This is a genomic window from Streptomyces tubbatahanensis, assembly GCF_022699385.1.
In the GTDB taxonomy this organism is placed as follows: domain Bacteria; phylum Actinomycetota; class Actinomycetes; order Streptomycetales; family Streptomycetaceae; genus Streptomyces; species Streptomyces diacarni.
Genome location: NZ_CP093846.1, coordinates 6,516,791 through 6,531,081 on the forward strand (window position 1 = coordinate 6,516,791; position 14,291 = coordinate 6,531,081).

Below are 14,291 nucleotides of genomic sequence, written 5' to 3' on the forward strand. Positions count from 1 at the left end.
ACACCCCCGCCCCCGCTGCGGCCGGGGCCGAGTGTTTCGTACAGAGACCCGGGAACATCCGCCCGGCGCCCGTCAGAGGACGAGAGCGGCCTGGGCCCAGGTGTGGACCCTTTGCAGATGGCGAGGGCGAGAAGTGCCTGTGTGGTGTCGTAGGGCTGGTGCCCACGCGCAATGCCGGTGCGCTCATTCGCCGGCACTGTTGTAGTGCGGCTGTAGTGCGGCATAGGGGGAGAGGTACGGCAGGGTTCAGCGGGTGCCGAGGAAGGCGGGCACGAAGATGTCCTCGGAGGTGAGCAGCCGCTTGGACAGTCCCTGCTCGTGGTGGTAGCGCAAGAAGGTGTCGACGGCCTTGTGGTTGGCGTCGACTCCGTAGGGCCACCAGTCCTCGCCGAGCAGTGCGCGGTTTTCCGCAAACAGCTCACTGAACCAGGGGGTGATCACAGCCATGTGCTGCTTGGCCGCATTGGCCCGGTAGTGCTCCTGCACGATGTCCTTGGCCTGGCAAAACGCCCGGTAGACCGACTCCGCTAGGCCGGGCGCCTCGGCCAGCTCCCGGCGGATCGCGACGACGTGCATCATCGGAAAGATGCCGGTGCGGCGGTAGTAGGCCCGCTCGACCGTCTCGTAGTCGACGAACAGCCGCCGGATCTTCTTCGTTGAGCCGTTGAGCAGGCTCTGCGGCACGTCGACCGACAGCAGGGCATCGATCTCTCCCGCTTCGAGCAGGCCGGCCAAGGTCTGATCCCCGTCTGTGTGGCGGACGCGCACGCCGTCCGGAACGGGCTGAGGGATCCAGTCGAATGAGGGAATGGGGTGGTCGGTGCCGCCGATCACCCAGCCCACCTGATCAGGCGTCACACCGAATTCGTCAGCCAAGACGCCTTTCATCCAGACACCCGGGTCGCTGCCGTACAGTGCGAACTCACCGACCGTCTTGCCTGCGAGGTCCTCCGGCCGCTCGATCCCGCTGTCGACGTTCACGAACAGCGCGGAGTGACGAAAGTTGCGGTTCGGGAAGATCGGCAGAGCCAAAAAGGGCGAATCGTCCAGGTCGAAGCTGCGCAGGAAGTAGGTCAGCCCGTACTCGGCGATGTCCAGTTCGCCCTTGGTCATGCGGTGGAACACGTCGGAGATCAGCGGCGAGGTGTCCAGGGTGGCGTTGACGCCGTCGATCGCGACTCGCCCGTCGAACAGCGGCTCGGTGTGCTCGTACCGGTAGACGCCCATCTTGAGCTTCAGATCGGCCATGACAGGTCTCCTTCGCCTCGCGGACCGCTTCCGTGAACAACCTTTCACTTTTATGGTGGGCCCGGCTCCCTGCTACCGTCAAGGTGAATACTCGTTCATTTATAGAAGAGGGGTGGCCCGTGCCACGCATCACCGCCGAACGTCGGGCGGCGAACCGGTCGCAGATCGTGGCGGCGGCCCGTCGTTGCTTCTCGCGCGCCGGCTTCCACCAGACCTCGATGCCCGACATCGCAGCCGAAGCGGGTGTGTCGGTCGGCGCCCCCTACCGTTACTTCGCGAGCAAGGAAGAGATCATCGTCGAGATCGCAGGCGATGCCTTCCGGCTGATGTTCGATCCTCTCGAGAAGTTCGTCGACGCGGCCGACGACGTGACGGTTGCCGACTTGGTCGCGGCGGCGATCGACCCGGTGAGCGGTGAGGTCGCCGCCGACGGGGCGGGCCAGGCCACCCCTGTTGATGAGCTGCTGCGCTGTGCCGTCCAGGCGTGGGGCGAGCTACTCCGACACGATGGGCTGCGACAGCAGGCCATGGCGGGCTTCGAGGGCGTACGCCAACGCATCGCGGACGCGCTCCGCAACGGCCGGCGGGCGGGCACAGTGCGGCCCGAACTCGACCCGGATCGTGGAGCACGAATCGTGATGGCATTGCTACACGGATTCGTGCTGCAATACACGGCGTTCGGACTCGACGACACCGCCGGCTTCAAGCACGACGTCCGCGTCGCACTCAGCGGTACCGGACCGCTCCACGGTCGTCCCTGAACACGCGCTCTTCGGGCGGCAGGGAAACGCCGCATCGCATTCTCTTGCGCCTTGGGCGTGAGCTGGCCGTTTGGTGCGACGAGTTGCCGCGGCGAGCTATCGGTGCGGGCGGCGGGGGTGGGCATCTGTTCGGCGAGTGAGATCAGCGCCGCGCTGCGCGCTGATCCGACATGGAAGCCGTGCCGACGCATCATCAGGCTGCAGCCAGCGGCGGACAGTGAGACTTTTCCAACCTGTGGAGGGAGAGGGAAAGTTGGGCTGACGACGTGGTGAAGCCCCTGGTAGATGAGTTTTCGACCAAGAGAACCGTCTCCACTAGAGGCTTCACGTGCTTGTCCACCCATCGGGCGTCGACGTGTCCGGCTCTGTTCTCCGCTTCCTCACGCAGCAGTCGCGGCGCCACCACCGTGCGATCGGCTCCCGGTGGCGACGCCGGTCCCACACGCAGACCCGGGCCCTGGTCGAGCAGGCCGTCGCCCCCTTCAAGTCCTGGCGGCTCCTCCGCGCTCAGAGTGAGGTTGGAAAAGGCTCCATGCCTGCGTATCTTCTCGGCGGCTTCGGTAGGTGGTGTTGGTGGCGGCAGTGCCGGAGTTGTCCCGCCCGGCGCAGTCCCCGTACGCGCCACCAGACGACACGGCGGACATCGGCCTCCGGCTCCAGGCCGGGCTTCTCCAGCCCCCGATAGCGGGCCTGGCTGAGCGCTGCCTGACGCATGGTCGGGTACGTCAGGTCGGCTTCCTCATCTGCTGCGAGGCTTTCCTGCATTCTCGGCAGTATCCCGGTTTCACCACACCCGGTACAGCACAGGCGCCCAGCCTATCGGGCCGGCCACCACCCGCGACCCCGTCGTCGTCACGAGCGACCTCGGCATCTGCCGTGCCTCATCTGAACAGGATTTCTGACTCAGAGAACTAGCGGAGGGTGACGGTGAAGCTGTGGCCGTAGGCGTGGCGGGTGCGGACGCGTACGAGCGTGCCGCCGCGCGCGTGGCTGACGTGGACGCCCTTCCCGGCCTCGACAGGGCGCAGCCGGCGGCCGTGCAGGAGCAGACTCACTTCGTCCCGACGCATGGTGGGGTCGGAGGCGGCGATGGTCACGGCGCGCCCCTCGCGCCGTACCAGCACGGAGGCGGGCCCGTCGAGGTGGAGGCCCGCGACGGCCTGACGGCCCCGCGCGAACGCATTGACCGCGAGCAGACCCAGGCCGGAGTGCCGGATCGCCTGGAGACGGGTGGTGTTGGTGAGCACCCGAGGGCCGCGGTGGCGACCATGGTGCTCGCCGTACGCGTCCAGCGCGCGCCGCGTGGCGTGCGGGACGAGCGCATACGCGTAGGAGCGCGGCTCTGCGCCTGCTTCCTGGCGGAACGCGGCGCTGAAGACCTGGCGCGTGACGGGCGTGTCGGGGTTCGCCGTACGGACCGCGCGGCGGCTGCGGGTCACCGTCTCCAGGCCCACGGTCAGCGGGCGCGGCCGCTCGTCCAGCATGAGGTAGCCCACCGCGCCGCCGCGGGTCTCGTTGGCGTAGCGCAGCCAGCGCAGTCGTGCCGTGCCCTCCCCGGACTCCCCGGAGTCCGGGGACTGGCCGGACTCCCCGGACCAGGTGCCGCCCTGGGCCCGCCGGCCGGTGACGGCGAGTACGTCGTCCGGGTCCGCGATGCGGGCGTCCACCGTGGTCCGCACCGGGCGGCCGCCGCGGTCGCCGACACCGGCCGCGAGGACCACGATCTCCTCGTCCAGCAGGAACCACGACTTGGTCGCCGTCGCGTTCCGGTAGACGGTGAAGTCGTCCGGCAGCCGGTCGCGTTCGGCGTACCCGACATCGTCCGACTGCACCATGCCCGCCGCGCCGTAGGCGCCGAGCACCGCACCGCCCGAGTGCCGGTTGGTGCCGCGCGGAAAGTACACGTACGTGTTCTGCGACTCGGAGGAGGGGGTGAAGTGCAGCGGGTGGTCGGGGTTGTCGTAGTACGCCTTCCCGTACAGCTCGGGCACCGTCTCGCGCCGCTCCTCGGGTGCCGTCACCCCCGCGAGCCCGTACGGGGAGACGGTGGTGAAGTAGTCGGCGCCGAACGAGCGCGCCTGGTCGCGGCCCGCGAGGTACAGATAGTGAGCGCCGTCGCCCTGGAACCAGGGCATCAGGTTTTCCCCGCTCATGTACTCGTACTTGCTGACGCGGTCCGAGCTGCGCGCGAGCGCGAAGGCGAAACCGGGGCGGCGGTGCACGGTCTTGTCCATGGCGTTGAACGCGGTGCTGCGCGCGGCCGGGTTGAGGTCCTTCGCCGGTACCGAGGTGTCGCCCAGGATCTCCGCGTACCGCACGACCGTCGGCGGCGAGGCGAAGCGGGCCGGATCGGGGGCGTCGGCCGAGGAGCGGGCCACGTGTTTGACGTAGCTCTTGAGGGCGGCGGAGCGCTCGCCGTCCGCGTACGCCGACAGCGCGGTGACGGCCTCCACGACAGCGGCGCTGTCCGCGTATCCGCCACCCGTGCGCGAGACGGCGCGCCCCTTGACGATCTCCATCATCCAGCCCTCGAAGACGAGCGGCGCGAAGCCGTCGGCGACCCACCGGTACACGACCGGCACGAGCGCCGCGGTGTCCGCGAAACCGGTGCCGTCGAGGAGCCCCAGCGCCTGCACGGCCCGCGTCAGCAGCCCCTTTCCGTACGACCCTGTGTAGGCGACGGAACCGTGCTGGATGAACGAGCCGTCCGCGTAGTGCCCGTCGGTCACACCGTGCCGCAGCCGGTAGGGATCGACGGTCGCGTAGACGGTGAGCTGGTCCTCCAACGCCTTGCGGATGCGTTTCTCGTCGCCGAGGAGGGCGCCTTGGAGGAGGCGATTGGTGGTGATGTCGGCGAGGTTCGCGCCGGTGTGGAAGCGGGAGTCCAGATCGACGTCGCCGTCCTCGCCGTTGCGCAGGTAGGCGTCCATCGAGGTGATGTAGGTGCGCGTCAGCTCTGGACGCTGCTCGGCGATCTCGTCCGCGAGCAGGACGAGCGTCGCCGTCACGCTGGTGGAGATGCCGATTTCCCAGGTGAACCAGTTGCCGTAGTAGCCGCGCGACTGGTCGCCGTAGTAGTCCTCGTGGAGCCGGACCAGTCCTTCCACGACACGGCGGCGTGCCGCGGCGCCACCGGTGCCGACCCCGGGCGCACGCGACGCCAGCGCGATCTCGTACAGCATCCGGAAGGACGTGTTGAGGTGGGCGTCGCTCGTGCCCAGCGGCAGCCCCTCGAACAGTTCCCCCTCGCCTGCCGCGTCCAGCTTGGCGAGGTGTGCGGTGGCCTTCTCGGCGAGGGCCGCCAGCTTGGCGGACGTCTCCGCGCGTGCGTTGGACTCCGGCGTCCCGGCGAAGACGGCGACGGCGTTCGCCAGCAGCCGCCCGGCGCCGGCCCCGGCGGCCGGCTGGGTCCCGGCCGCTGCCCCGGCGCCTGTGCCGTCGGCGCCGAGCGGTGCGCCGGCGGCGTCGGTCGCGGGGATCACCGCCGCCAGCCCGGCGGCGGACAGGAGGGACAGGACATGTCTGCGCGCGATCTCCATGGGTCTCCCCCCGGAAGCCGGACTGACGTGGCGCAGTCAAGCAGCGGGGGAGGGCGGCGGCAAGCGGGCGCGCGCACTCGATTGCCCCGTAGATGTCGGACAGGACCGCCACACTCTTCAGCATGGCCTCAGACCTCGCGTCCGGGCCGCAGCCCGTCGAGGTCCTCGACCTGCTCACCGGACTCGGCGACCGTGCCGTCCGGCTCAGGGGCAACGCGGACCGCGAGCTGCTGGAGTACCGCCGCTACGGGCGCCGTCAGATGCCCGACACCGTCTCGCCGTGGGCCGCCGAACAGCTGCGCACCGACCACCTGGACCTTCTGGAGAGCCTGCCGCTCACCCGCGAACTGGCCGTCGCGGGACTGGGCCGGGTGCTGTTCTGCCACGCCGTCCAGGGGGACGACGAGGAGGTCGTCCTGGTCGACTCCGCCCTCGACCGCTGGCAGCAGGCCCTCGGCGGCGTGCCCGACGAGATCCGCACCGTGGTCTGCGGCCACACCCACATGCCGTTCGTCCGCCTCGCCCACGGGCGTCTGGTGGTCAACCCGGGCAGTGTCGGCATGCCCTACGGCAGGCCGGGCGCCCACTGGGCGCTCCTCGGCCCCGGCGTCACGCTGCGGCGCACGGAGTACGACATCGAAGCGGCGATCGCGCGGATCACCGAGGACTCGGCCTTCGCCGAGGCCGCCGCATGGGCCGACTACTTCCTGCGCGCCCGCGCCACGGACGCGGAGGCACTGGCCACCTTCGGGCCCCAGGATCCGAACAGGTAAGTGCACGACGCCCAACCGGCGGCCCTGGCTGACTCGTTCCGGACTCCTTCGCCACCTCCCTGTCGCATAGTGTCCGAACACGTGCACGCTCACGTGCCGGTGCGACGGCGCGCCGGTGCGCCGTCGGGAGGAAACGCGAGTGGAGTCAGCCGGGGAGAGAAGCGGACGCAAGACCGCCCCCGTCGAGAAGGGGACCGGACGGTGCCCCGTGCGGCACGACGCCGACGGGGTGTGGCGCGTGGCCACCTACGACACGGGAAGGGCCGCACTGCGCGCCGGCGGAACGCTGCAGGCGGGCCTCGGTATCGAGACCGTCGAGAAACTGCCCGCCTCCGTACGGCGCCCCGTCCTCTACCGCGACGGGCCCGAACACCGCGAACACCGCCGCCAGACCGCACGGTACTTCACCCCGCGCCGGGTCTCCGAGCACTACCGCGACCTGATGATCCGCGTCGCCGACCAGCAGCTCGCCCGGCTGCGGCAGGCGGGCAGCGCCCAACTGTCCGACCTCTCCTTCGCCCTCGCGGCCGAGGTGACCGCCGGCGTCATCGGCCTGACCGAGAGCAGACCCGGGCTGCTGCGCCGGCTGGAGCGCTTCTTTCCGGACACGTTCGAAGAGCCCAGCTACACCAGTCTGCGCGGGCTCCGCTTCATGCTGCTGCGCAACACGGCATGGCTGGGGCTCTACTTCGGCGACGTGCGCCCCGCCGTACGCGCCCGCCGTCGCACCCGGCGCGACGACCTCCTCTCCCACCTGCTGGACGAGGGCTGCACGGCGGGCGAGATCCTCGGCGAGTGCGTCACCTTCGCGGCGGCCGGCATGATCACCACTCGCGAGTTCGTGAACGTCGCCGCGTGGCACCTCTTCGGCGACGACGCGCTCCGCGAGGAGTACCTGTCCGCGGACGAGGCAGGACGGCACGCCGTCCTGCACGAGATTTTGCGCCTGGAGCCCGTCGTCTCCGCCCTGCACCGCCGGACGACCGCCGCGCTCGACCTGCCCGACGGTGACGGCGCCACCGTCACCGTTCCATCGGGCTCACTCGTCGAGATACGGGTCGACGACGCCAACCTCGACACCGACGCGTTCGGAGCCGCGCCCGAACGCGTGTGTCCCGCCCGCGGTGCCGATGGCCACGTCCCCGGCCCCGGCCTCTCCTTCGGTGACGGCCCCCACAAGTGCCCCGGGGCCGCCGTCGCCATCCAGGAGACCGACATCTTCCTCACCCGCCTCTTCGCCCTGCCGGGCCTGCGGACGCGCGGTGAGCCCACCGTGCGCGTCAAGGAGAGCCTGGGCAGCTACGAGGTGCGCGGCCTCGTCGTCACCGTGGACCCGGACCAGGGCCCGGACGACCAGGGCCCGGACGACCAGGGCCCGGACGACCGGGGCCCGGACGGCCGGGTCCAGGCCGAGGCCTGAGTCCGGCCTGTGCCGGCTCGGTCGGCACAGGCTCCCGACCGGCGTCACCGCCCCGGTGCGTGTCCCCGCCGGGAGCGGTGCCGGTCCGCCGTACGGCTCCCCGGTACCTGCTGATCCTTCTGTACCTACTGGTATGTACACTGCTGGCGTTGAGCACTTCTGGCATGAGCACTGGGGAAAGGTCTTCCATGCGTGTCTCCCGTACACCGCAGCCCACCGCCGTCGCACCGTCCGAGTTGGTGCACGGCGCTGCATGGCTCGACGAGATCGCCGCGCCCGAGGGGCCGTCACACTTCCGGGCCGACAGCGTGCACTTCGCGCCGGGCTCCCGTACCGCTTGGCATCGCCATCCCTTCGGCCAGGTCCTGCACGTCACCGAAGGGGCGGGGCTCGTCCAGTGCCGGGGCGGAGAGGTGCACACCCTCCGCGCCGGCGACCGCGTGCGCATCGCGCCGGGGGAGTGGCACTGGCACGGCGCCTCTCCCACCACCTTCATGACGCATCTGGCCATCCAGGAAGTCGCCGAGGACGGCACCGAAGCCGAACGCGGCCCCCACGTCACCGAGGCCGAATACCTCGCCGGTCCGTCGGCCCACTGACCAGCCACGAAGAGAGGCGGCATCGTTCGTGTATGCCAAGCAGTACGAGATCACCCTGCCCGCCGACTACGACATGGAGACCATCCGCAAGCGGGTGTCCGAGGGCGGCCACGCCCTCGACGACCGGGCCGGACTGGGGCTGAAGGCGTACGTCATCCGCGAACGCGGCATCGACGGCTCGCCGGTCAACCAGTACGCCCCCTTTTACCTGTGGAACGACAGCGGCGCGATGGCTCACTTCCTCGTCGGTGGCGGAGGGTTCCAGAACATCGTCCGGGACTTCGGCCGTCCTGCCGCCCGGCATTGCACCGGCATCGCCTGCCACGCCGGCCCCGCCCGCACGGCACTTCCCCGAGCAGCCTCACGCCGCCTCACCTCGATACCTTCCGACGCCGACCCGGACGGCACCGGGCTCGGCCTGTCGGCGCTGATCGAGCACGAGACCGAACAGCTGCGACGGCTCTGCGGCCATGAGGGCGTGCACACCGCTGCGCTGGCCGTCGACCCCCACCATTGGCAACTGCTGCGGTTCGTGCTGTGGGCGGACTCCTGCGCACCGGACGAGGAAGCGACCGAGCGCTACGAAGTGCTGCACCTGTCCGCTCCCGGACTGGACGACCTGCCCGAGGGGCGGGGCTGGTAGCACCCCTGCGCCCGTGCCCTTCCCCGTGCCCCAGCCGCTGCCCGTGCTCGTCGCGGCGCGCTGCGCCGAGGGCCGGGGGCATCGCGCGCCTGAGAGGGCCGGCACCCGGGGGTGCCGGCCCTCACCCTGCAAGCGGGTGCGTCATCGCCCCGCACGAGGCTCGAAGAACCGACCGAACCCGTCCGGGTTCCGGAGATTCACCGGAGCACGTAGAGATGCCAGAGATGCTCGGCCTTCTCCTCGCAGCGGAACGCCTTGATGCCCTGCATGTTGCCACCCGCCACGGAACAGTTGTTGAAACTGAAGTACCAGTTCTCGTACTCCCAGCCGTCGAACTGCGCGCGAGGAGCGGTCTGGGCAGCGTCGACACCGGCCGACTGCCCCGCAGCCTGGGCCGAGCCGGCCCCTGCCAACAGCGCGGTGCCCACCGCCACAGCTGAGATCCCAGCCTTGATCGCTTTACGCATCCCGTTTCTCCCGTCTCACGTTGCGTGCTGCGGATGATGTGCGGCACGGGTTCGCGCCGCGTCCGTGCAGCAGGCCGGCGTCACGCCGTCGCATTTCCTGGCCTCCGGCGGCCTGCCCTTGATGAGTGCAGCACTGAGAAACGTTGTTCAGCAGCACCCTCAGCCGGTGCGAACAACGGCCGTCGCGGACACGCGCTTCATGTCCGCCCGGCCTTGACCGTCCGCCGCTCAGAGAGTGACCGGAGTCAGCGGATGTCCGACTGCCCGTCGCGTACGTGTGTGAGGAAGGCCGTCCATGCTTGGTCGGTGAAGAGCAGGGTGGGGCCGTGGGGGTTCTTGGAGTCCCGGACGGGCAGGCCCGCGCCGGTGTGGTCGTCGGCGACCTCCAGGCAGTCACCGCCGTTCTGGCCGCTGAAGCTGCTCTTGCGCCACGCCTGGCGTGGTGAACTGCCGATCATCGTGCCCACCTCATGGCTTGACTGTCAGAGGGTGTCGCTTCGCTTGTCGCGTACGTGTGAAAGGAAGGCCGTCCAGGCTCGATTGGTGAAGAGCAGGGTGGGGCCGTGGGGGTTCTTGGAGTCCCGGACGGGCAGGCCCGCGCCGGTGTGGTCGTCGGCGACCTCCAGGCAGTTACCGCCGTTGTTGGCGCTATAGCTGCTTCGCCGCCACGTCTGGTATGGCCTACTGCTGGTCATCGCGCGTACCTCTCCATTCGGGGGTCAGCGGACGGCCGACTGCCTGTCGCGTACGTGTGCGAGGAAGGCCGTCCACGCTTGGTCGGTGAAGAGCAGGGTGGGACCGTGGGGATTCTTGGAGTCCCGGACGGGGAGGCCCGCGCCGGCGTGGTCGTCGGCGACCTCCAGGCAGTCACCGCCGTTCTGGCCGCTGTAGCTGCTCTTGCGCCACGCAGTCGCGGGGGTCATGAAAGTTCCTTAGCTCTGGCGGCGATCAGCTCGATCGACGCCTTCGGGGGCAGGGCATCGGCTCGCAGCAGATCATATGCATAGCGGTAATCGGCGACCTGTTGCGGAGCAGCGCTGACGTGGCCTCGGGCTCGGCCATCGATGTACACCACGTCTGCTCCCTCGCTCATGGTCAGGCCGACGAAGGGCCCGTCCATGCTTGCGTGAGCCCCGACCTCGTAGGGGATGACCTGCACGACAGTGCGCGGGTCCTCGGCCGCTTCCACGAGTGCATGCAACTGTCGCGCCATCACAGCGCGCCCGCCGACGACCCTGCGAAGCACGTTCTCGTCAAGGACAACCCACATACGAGCACGGTCGTCCCGTTCCAGAATCTGCTGGCGGGTCATTCGTGCCGCCACCAAGTCCTCGGCATTCAGCAACCGAGCTGCCGAGAACAATGCCCGGGCGTACTCCTCTGTCTGCAACAGTCCGGGGGCCACCTGGTTCTGGAAGTTCCATACCTCGGTGGCGTCCTTTTCCAGGTCCACGAAGGGGCGGAACCAGTCGGGGTAGGCGTGCTCGATCACGACGGGCCACAGGCGGGCGAACAGTCCGCCTGTGCACAGGGCGTCGTCACAGCGCTGGGCGAACTCCTCGCTGGGCACGCGGCTTCCGGACTCGATCCGTGACACGTACGAGTGGGTGCAGAAGGTGCGCCGTCCCAGCGTGGTCTGGCTCAGGCCGGCTTCCTCTCTGCGGATGCGTAGTTCGGTGCCGAAGTAGGCGAGGGTCGACACCTTGGGGTCGGCCTTGGGGTTGCCGTCGACATGCTGTTCTGCCGTCATCTCGTTCTCCGCGTCTTGACAAGCGCAGGTGCACAGCTCGTGCTCTCCCGGAATTATGTCCGCAGCGCCACGCTGGGGTCACGGAAAGTGAGAAACCCGGGAGAGAGGCGCTGTTGATGCACGCAGAGAACCGTCGGTCGGACTCCGCACTGGTCAGGCTCCGCGAGGCGGAGGAGACGTACGAGCGGCTGCGCGGGGCGCTCGCGGAGGACGGCATGGTGCGGCTCGTACGGCCCGGCGGTCCCGCGTGGTGGGCGGAGTCCGGTGACCTCAGGGCGGCGACGCGTGCGGAGGTCATATCGGTGAAGGTCGCGACGGCCAATCACCGTTGGGGTCTGTAGGGGGAGCCCCCGGCGTGGCGGGAGGGGGGGCTCAGAGCCGGTCGACGACGCTCGGTGGGGCGAACAGATGGCGTGCGCGGTGTTCGAGGATGAAACGTTCGGGAAGCTGGAACATCTCGGGGGACGTGCACTTGGCGCACGTCGGGTCCTCTTCGGGGAGTTGTTCGGAGTGCTGGACGGCGAGGTGTTCGGCGAGCCGGATCTGGGTGGTGACGACCGTGTCGAAGGGGTCGCAGTCCACGGCGGGGCCCAGCTCATCCAGCGCGGCGCTGAACACCTCGCCGGCCCGTTTCATCGCCCCGTACAGGTCCGCGCACGTCTCGCACCCCCACATCCACGCCGGGGGCAGCGGCCACGTGTCCGCCGGGTCGGTGTCCCAGTCATCGTCCATGCGGCTCACGGTAGTCAGCCGGGAGACGGAACGTCAGCGAGACGGGAGAAATGCGCTCGGCGGGGGCCGTCTTCTGGGCCCGGGGTGGCGGGCCCGCAGGCGAAGACGCGGGGCCCGCCCCGGGGCGCGGGTGCGCCTCGGGGCGGGCCCTGGCGGGACACCGGGTGCTGAGCCGCGGCCCGCGCCGCGGCTCAGTCGTGCTTGCGGCCCGGCAGGTTCTCGTACATCTCGGTGAGCTTCTGCCGGAAGCCGCGGGCGGCGATGCCCGTGCGCTCGGGGTCGCGGATGCCCGCCTTCACGGCCTTCTTGGCCTGTTCCTTCATGATGTGCGGCGGAATGGGGGCGATCTCGTTGTCGACGACGAACTCCAGGACGACGGGGCGGTCGCTGGCGAGGGCCTCCTCCCAGGCGGAGGTGACCTTCTTCGGGTCGTCGCAGCGGATGCCCTTGAGGCCGGCGAGTTCGGCGTACTCGGCGTAGGGGAAGTCCGGCAGGTACTGCGATCCCTCGTACTTGGGGTCGCCCCCCATGGCGCGCTGCTCCCAGGTGACCTGGTTGAGGTCCTGGTTGTTGAGGACGCAGAAGATCAGCGGCGGGGATCCGGCCATGCGGTCGGTGTACCGCTTGACGGTGATCATCTCGTTCATGCCGTTCATCTGGAACGCGCCGTCACCGACGAAGGCGATCACCGGGCGGTCGGGGTAGGCGAAGCGCGCGGCGATGGCGTACGGGACGCCGGGGCCCATGGTGGCCAGGGTGCCGGAGAGGGTGGCCTGCATGCCCTTGCGGAGCTTGATGTGGCGGGCCCACCAGTTGGTGGCGGAGCCCGAATCGGCGGTCAGGAGGGCGTTGTCCGGCAGCAGCGGGGAGACCTCGTGGGCGACGGCCTGCGGGTTGATCTTGCCGCCGAAGGCCTGTCCTGCCCGCTTCTCCAGCACATCGTCCCAGGTGCGGACGTTCTCCTCGATCTGCTCGCGCCAGGAGCGGTCCTCCTTGCGGTTGAGCAGGGGGAGCAGCTCCTTGAGCGTCTCCTTGGCGTCCCCGACGAGGTGGGCGTCCATCGGGTAGCGAATGCCGATCATGCGGCCGTCGATGTCGATCTCGACGCCCTTGCAACTGCCCTCGTCGGGCAGCCACTCGGCGTAGGGGAAGCTGGTGCCGACCATGAGCAGCGTGTCGCAGTTCATGATCATCTCGTCGCTGGCCTTGGAGCCGAGCAGCCCGATCGGGCCCGTGACGAACGGCAGGTCGTCCGAGACGACCTGCCGGCCCAGCAGCGCCTTGGCGATGCCCGCGCCGAGCACCTCCGCGGTTTCGACGACCTCCGCCTCGGCGTTCGCCGCGCCCTGCCCGATGAGCATGGCGACCTTCTTGCCCTCGTTGAGGACGTCGGCCGCCTTGCGCAGCTCGTCCTTGTTGGGCAGCACCCGCGGCTGGCTCCAGCCGACGCTGGAGTAGACCGACCCGTGCGACTTGGGCGGGGAGGGTACGGCCTCGGACTCCTGGATGTCCTCGGGGACGATGATCGTGGCGACGCTGCGCATTGTCAGCGCCGTCTTGAACGCCCGGTCGATGACGTGCCGCATCTGGCCCGGGTCCATGACGATCTGACAGAACTCCGAGACGTCCGCGAAGAGGTGTTCGAGGGCGACTTCCTGCTGGTAGTGGGTGCCCTGGGCGAGCCGCTTCTGCTGCCCGACGAGCGCCACGACCGGCTGGTGGTCCAGTTTCGCGTCGTACAGGCCGTTGAGCAGGTGGATGGCGCCGGGCCCCGACGTGGCGGCGCAGACACCGACCTCGCCGGTGAACTTGGCGTGTCCGCACGCCATGAACGCGGCCATCTCCTCGTGCCGGCTCTGGATGAACTCCGGATCACCCTTGGCACGGTCGAAGGCGCCGAGCATGCCGTTGATGCCGTCGCCCGGGTACCCGTAGACCCGGTGGACCCCCCACTCGCGAAGGCGTGCCAGAACGTAGTCGGCTACTTGCTGCGCCATTGGTGCTCCCATTCACGTGGTTGACGCGACGGTCCAGGCCCGAGTCCCACGCCGCGGACGCCCGCAAACCGGTCGATGCCGCCGACGCCCCGGCCGTGCCCTGTGGTGCCTTTGGCGGTGGTGTGCGTGCGGGGGCGGTGTGCGGCGGTGGTGTGCGTGCCGGTCCGTCGGACCGGCGGGTCGCCGGACCGTGACATGTCACCCGTTGTGGTGTGTGCGCTCCTGCCGTCAGGTCGCGTCGTGCGTCCGCCCGTGCCGGTGGCCGTTTCGTCGCCTCCGTGCGAGGTACCCATGGGCGGTCGGCGCAGCGAGACGGTAGGCCCCGCGCGGTCGGGTGAGGGACTGCCGGGCGGTCGAGAGGA

Annotated in this window: 15 protein-coding genes; 6 read left to right on the forward strand and 9 right to left on the reverse strand. The window is 69.6% G+C overall.

Annotated elements, in window-relative coordinates; translation table 11 throughout:
- Window positions 1-246 precede the first annotated feature (246 nt).
- The gene (locus MMF93_RS27920; protein ID WP_242755786.1) at window positions 247-1,248 is read right to left on the reverse strand and encodes a substrate-binding domain-containing protein; all 1,002 of its coding nucleotides are present in this window, start codon (window positions 1,246-1,248) and stop codon (window positions 247-249) included.
- A 119-nt stretch (window positions 1,249-1,367) separates the two neighbouring features.
- Here MMF93_RS27920 and MMF93_RS27925 point away from each other — a divergent pair, with 119 nt between their 5' ends.
- On the forward strand, window positions 1,368-2,009 hold the full coding sequence (locus MMF93_RS27925; protein WP_242755787.1) for a TetR/AcrR family transcriptional regulator: 642 nt from the start codon (window positions 1,368-1,370) through the stop codon (window positions 2,007-2,009).
- Window positions 2,010-2,920: 911 nt separating this feature from the next.
- Here the strand turns inward: MMF93_RS27925 and MMF93_RS27935 are convergent.
- On the reverse strand, window positions 2,921-5,548 hold the full coding sequence (locus tag MMF93_RS27935; RefSeq protein WP_242755788.1) for a polysaccharide lyase family 8 super-sandwich domain-containing protein: 2,628 nt from the start codon (window positions 5,546-5,548) through the stop codon (window positions 2,921-2,923).
- A gap of 122 nt (window positions 5,549-5,670) precedes the next feature.
- On the opposite strand from MMF93_RS27935, the gene MMF93_RS27940 reads away from it, so the two are divergent.
- From MMF93_RS27940 to MMF93_RS27955, 4 genes are all read left to right on the forward strand, one after another.
- Window positions 5,671-6,321: a metallophosphoesterase family protein gene (locus MMF93_RS27940; protein ID WP_242755789.1), complete on the forward strand. Its 651-nt coding sequence runs from the start codon at window positions 5,671-5,673 to the stop codon at window positions 6,319-6,321.
- Between the two features lie 139 nt (window positions 6,322-6,460).
- Window positions 6,461-7,741: a cytochrome P450 gene (locus tag MMF93_RS27945; RefSeq protein WP_242755790.1), complete on the forward strand. Its 1,281-nt coding sequence runs from the start codon at window positions 6,461-6,463 to the stop codon at window positions 7,739-7,741.
- Window positions 7,742-7,929: 188 nt separating this feature from the next.
- Entirely contained in the window at window positions 7,930-8,340 is a 411-nt protein-coding gene (locus MMF93_RS27950) for a (R)-mandelonitrile lyase (protein ID WP_242755791.1), read from the forward strand.
- Window positions 8,341-8,368: 28 nt separating this feature from the next.
- Window positions 8,369-8,983 carry a DUF4865 family protein gene (locus MMF93_RS27955; protein ID WP_242755792.1) on the forward strand — a complete coding sequence of 205 codons (615 nt, stop codon included), beginning with the start codon at window positions 8,369-8,371 and terminating at the stop codon, window positions 8,981-8,983.
- 197 nt (window positions 8,984-9,180) lie between these two features.
- Here MMF93_RS27955 and MMF93_RS27960 read toward each other — a convergent pair whose 3' ends face one another.
- The 5 genes from MMF93_RS27960 to MMF93_RS27980 all read right to left on the reverse strand — a co-directional run bounded on the left by MMF93_RS27960 (window position 9,181) and on the right by MMF93_RS27980 (window position 11,200).
- The gene (locus tag MMF93_RS27960; protein WP_242755794.1) at window positions 9,181-9,450 is read right to left on the reverse strand and encodes a hypothetical protein; all 270 of its coding nucleotides are present in this window, start codon (window positions 9,448-9,450) and stop codon (window positions 9,181-9,183) included.
- 245 nt (window positions 9,451-9,695) lie between these two features.
- Window positions 9,696-9,908 (reverse strand): DUF397 domain-containing protein, encoded by a 213-nt coding sequence (locus MMF93_RS27965; protein ID WP_242755796.1) that lies wholly within the window; start codon window positions 9,906-9,908, stop codon window positions 9,696-9,698.
- A gap of 24 nt (window positions 9,909-9,932) precedes the next feature.
- Window positions 9,933-10,145 carry a DUF397 domain-containing protein gene (locus tag MMF93_RS27970; protein ID WP_242755798.1) on the reverse strand — a complete coding sequence of 71 codons (213 nt, stop codon included), beginning with the start codon at window positions 10,143-10,145 and terminating at the stop codon, window positions 9,933-9,935.
- A 24-nt stretch (window positions 10,146-10,169) separates the two neighbouring features.
- Entirely contained in the window at window positions 10,170-10,373 is a 204-nt protein-coding gene (locus MMF93_RS27975; RefSeq protein ID WP_242755800.1) for a DUF397 domain-containing protein, read from the reverse strand.
- Window positions 10,370-11,200 carry a helix-turn-helix domain-containing protein gene (locus tag MMF93_RS27980; RefSeq protein WP_242755802.1) on the reverse strand — a complete coding sequence of 277 codons (831 nt, stop codon included), beginning with the start codon at window positions 11,198-11,200 and terminating at the stop codon, window positions 10,370-10,372. The genes MMF93_RS27975 and MMF93_RS27980 overlap by 4 nt, the downstream gene beginning before the upstream one ends.
- Before the next feature lie 116 nt (window positions 11,201-11,316).
- On the opposite strand from MMF93_RS27980, the gene MMF93_RS27985 reads away from it, so the two are divergent.
- The gene (locus MMF93_RS27985; protein WP_242755803.1) at window positions 11,317-11,541 is read left to right on the forward strand and encodes a hypothetical protein; all 225 of its coding nucleotides are present in this window, start codon (window positions 11,317-11,319) and stop codon (window positions 11,539-11,541) included.
- Window positions 11,542-11,572: 31 nt separating this feature from the next.
- On the opposite strand, the gene MMF93_RS27990 is transcribed toward MMF93_RS27985, so the two are convergent.
- Window positions 11,573-11,932: a hypothetical protein gene (locus MMF93_RS27990; protein ID WP_242755805.1), complete on the reverse strand. Its 360-nt coding sequence runs from the start codon at window positions 11,930-11,932 to the stop codon at window positions 11,573-11,575.
- 191 nt (window positions 11,933-12,123) lie between these two features.
- Window positions 12,124-13,929, reverse strand: coding sequence for a thiamine pyrophosphate-requiring protein (locus MMF93_RS27995; protein WP_242755807.1), 1,806 nt, complete (start codon window positions 13,927-13,929; stop codon window positions 12,124-12,126).
- Window positions 13,930-14,291: the final 362 nt, after the last annotated feature.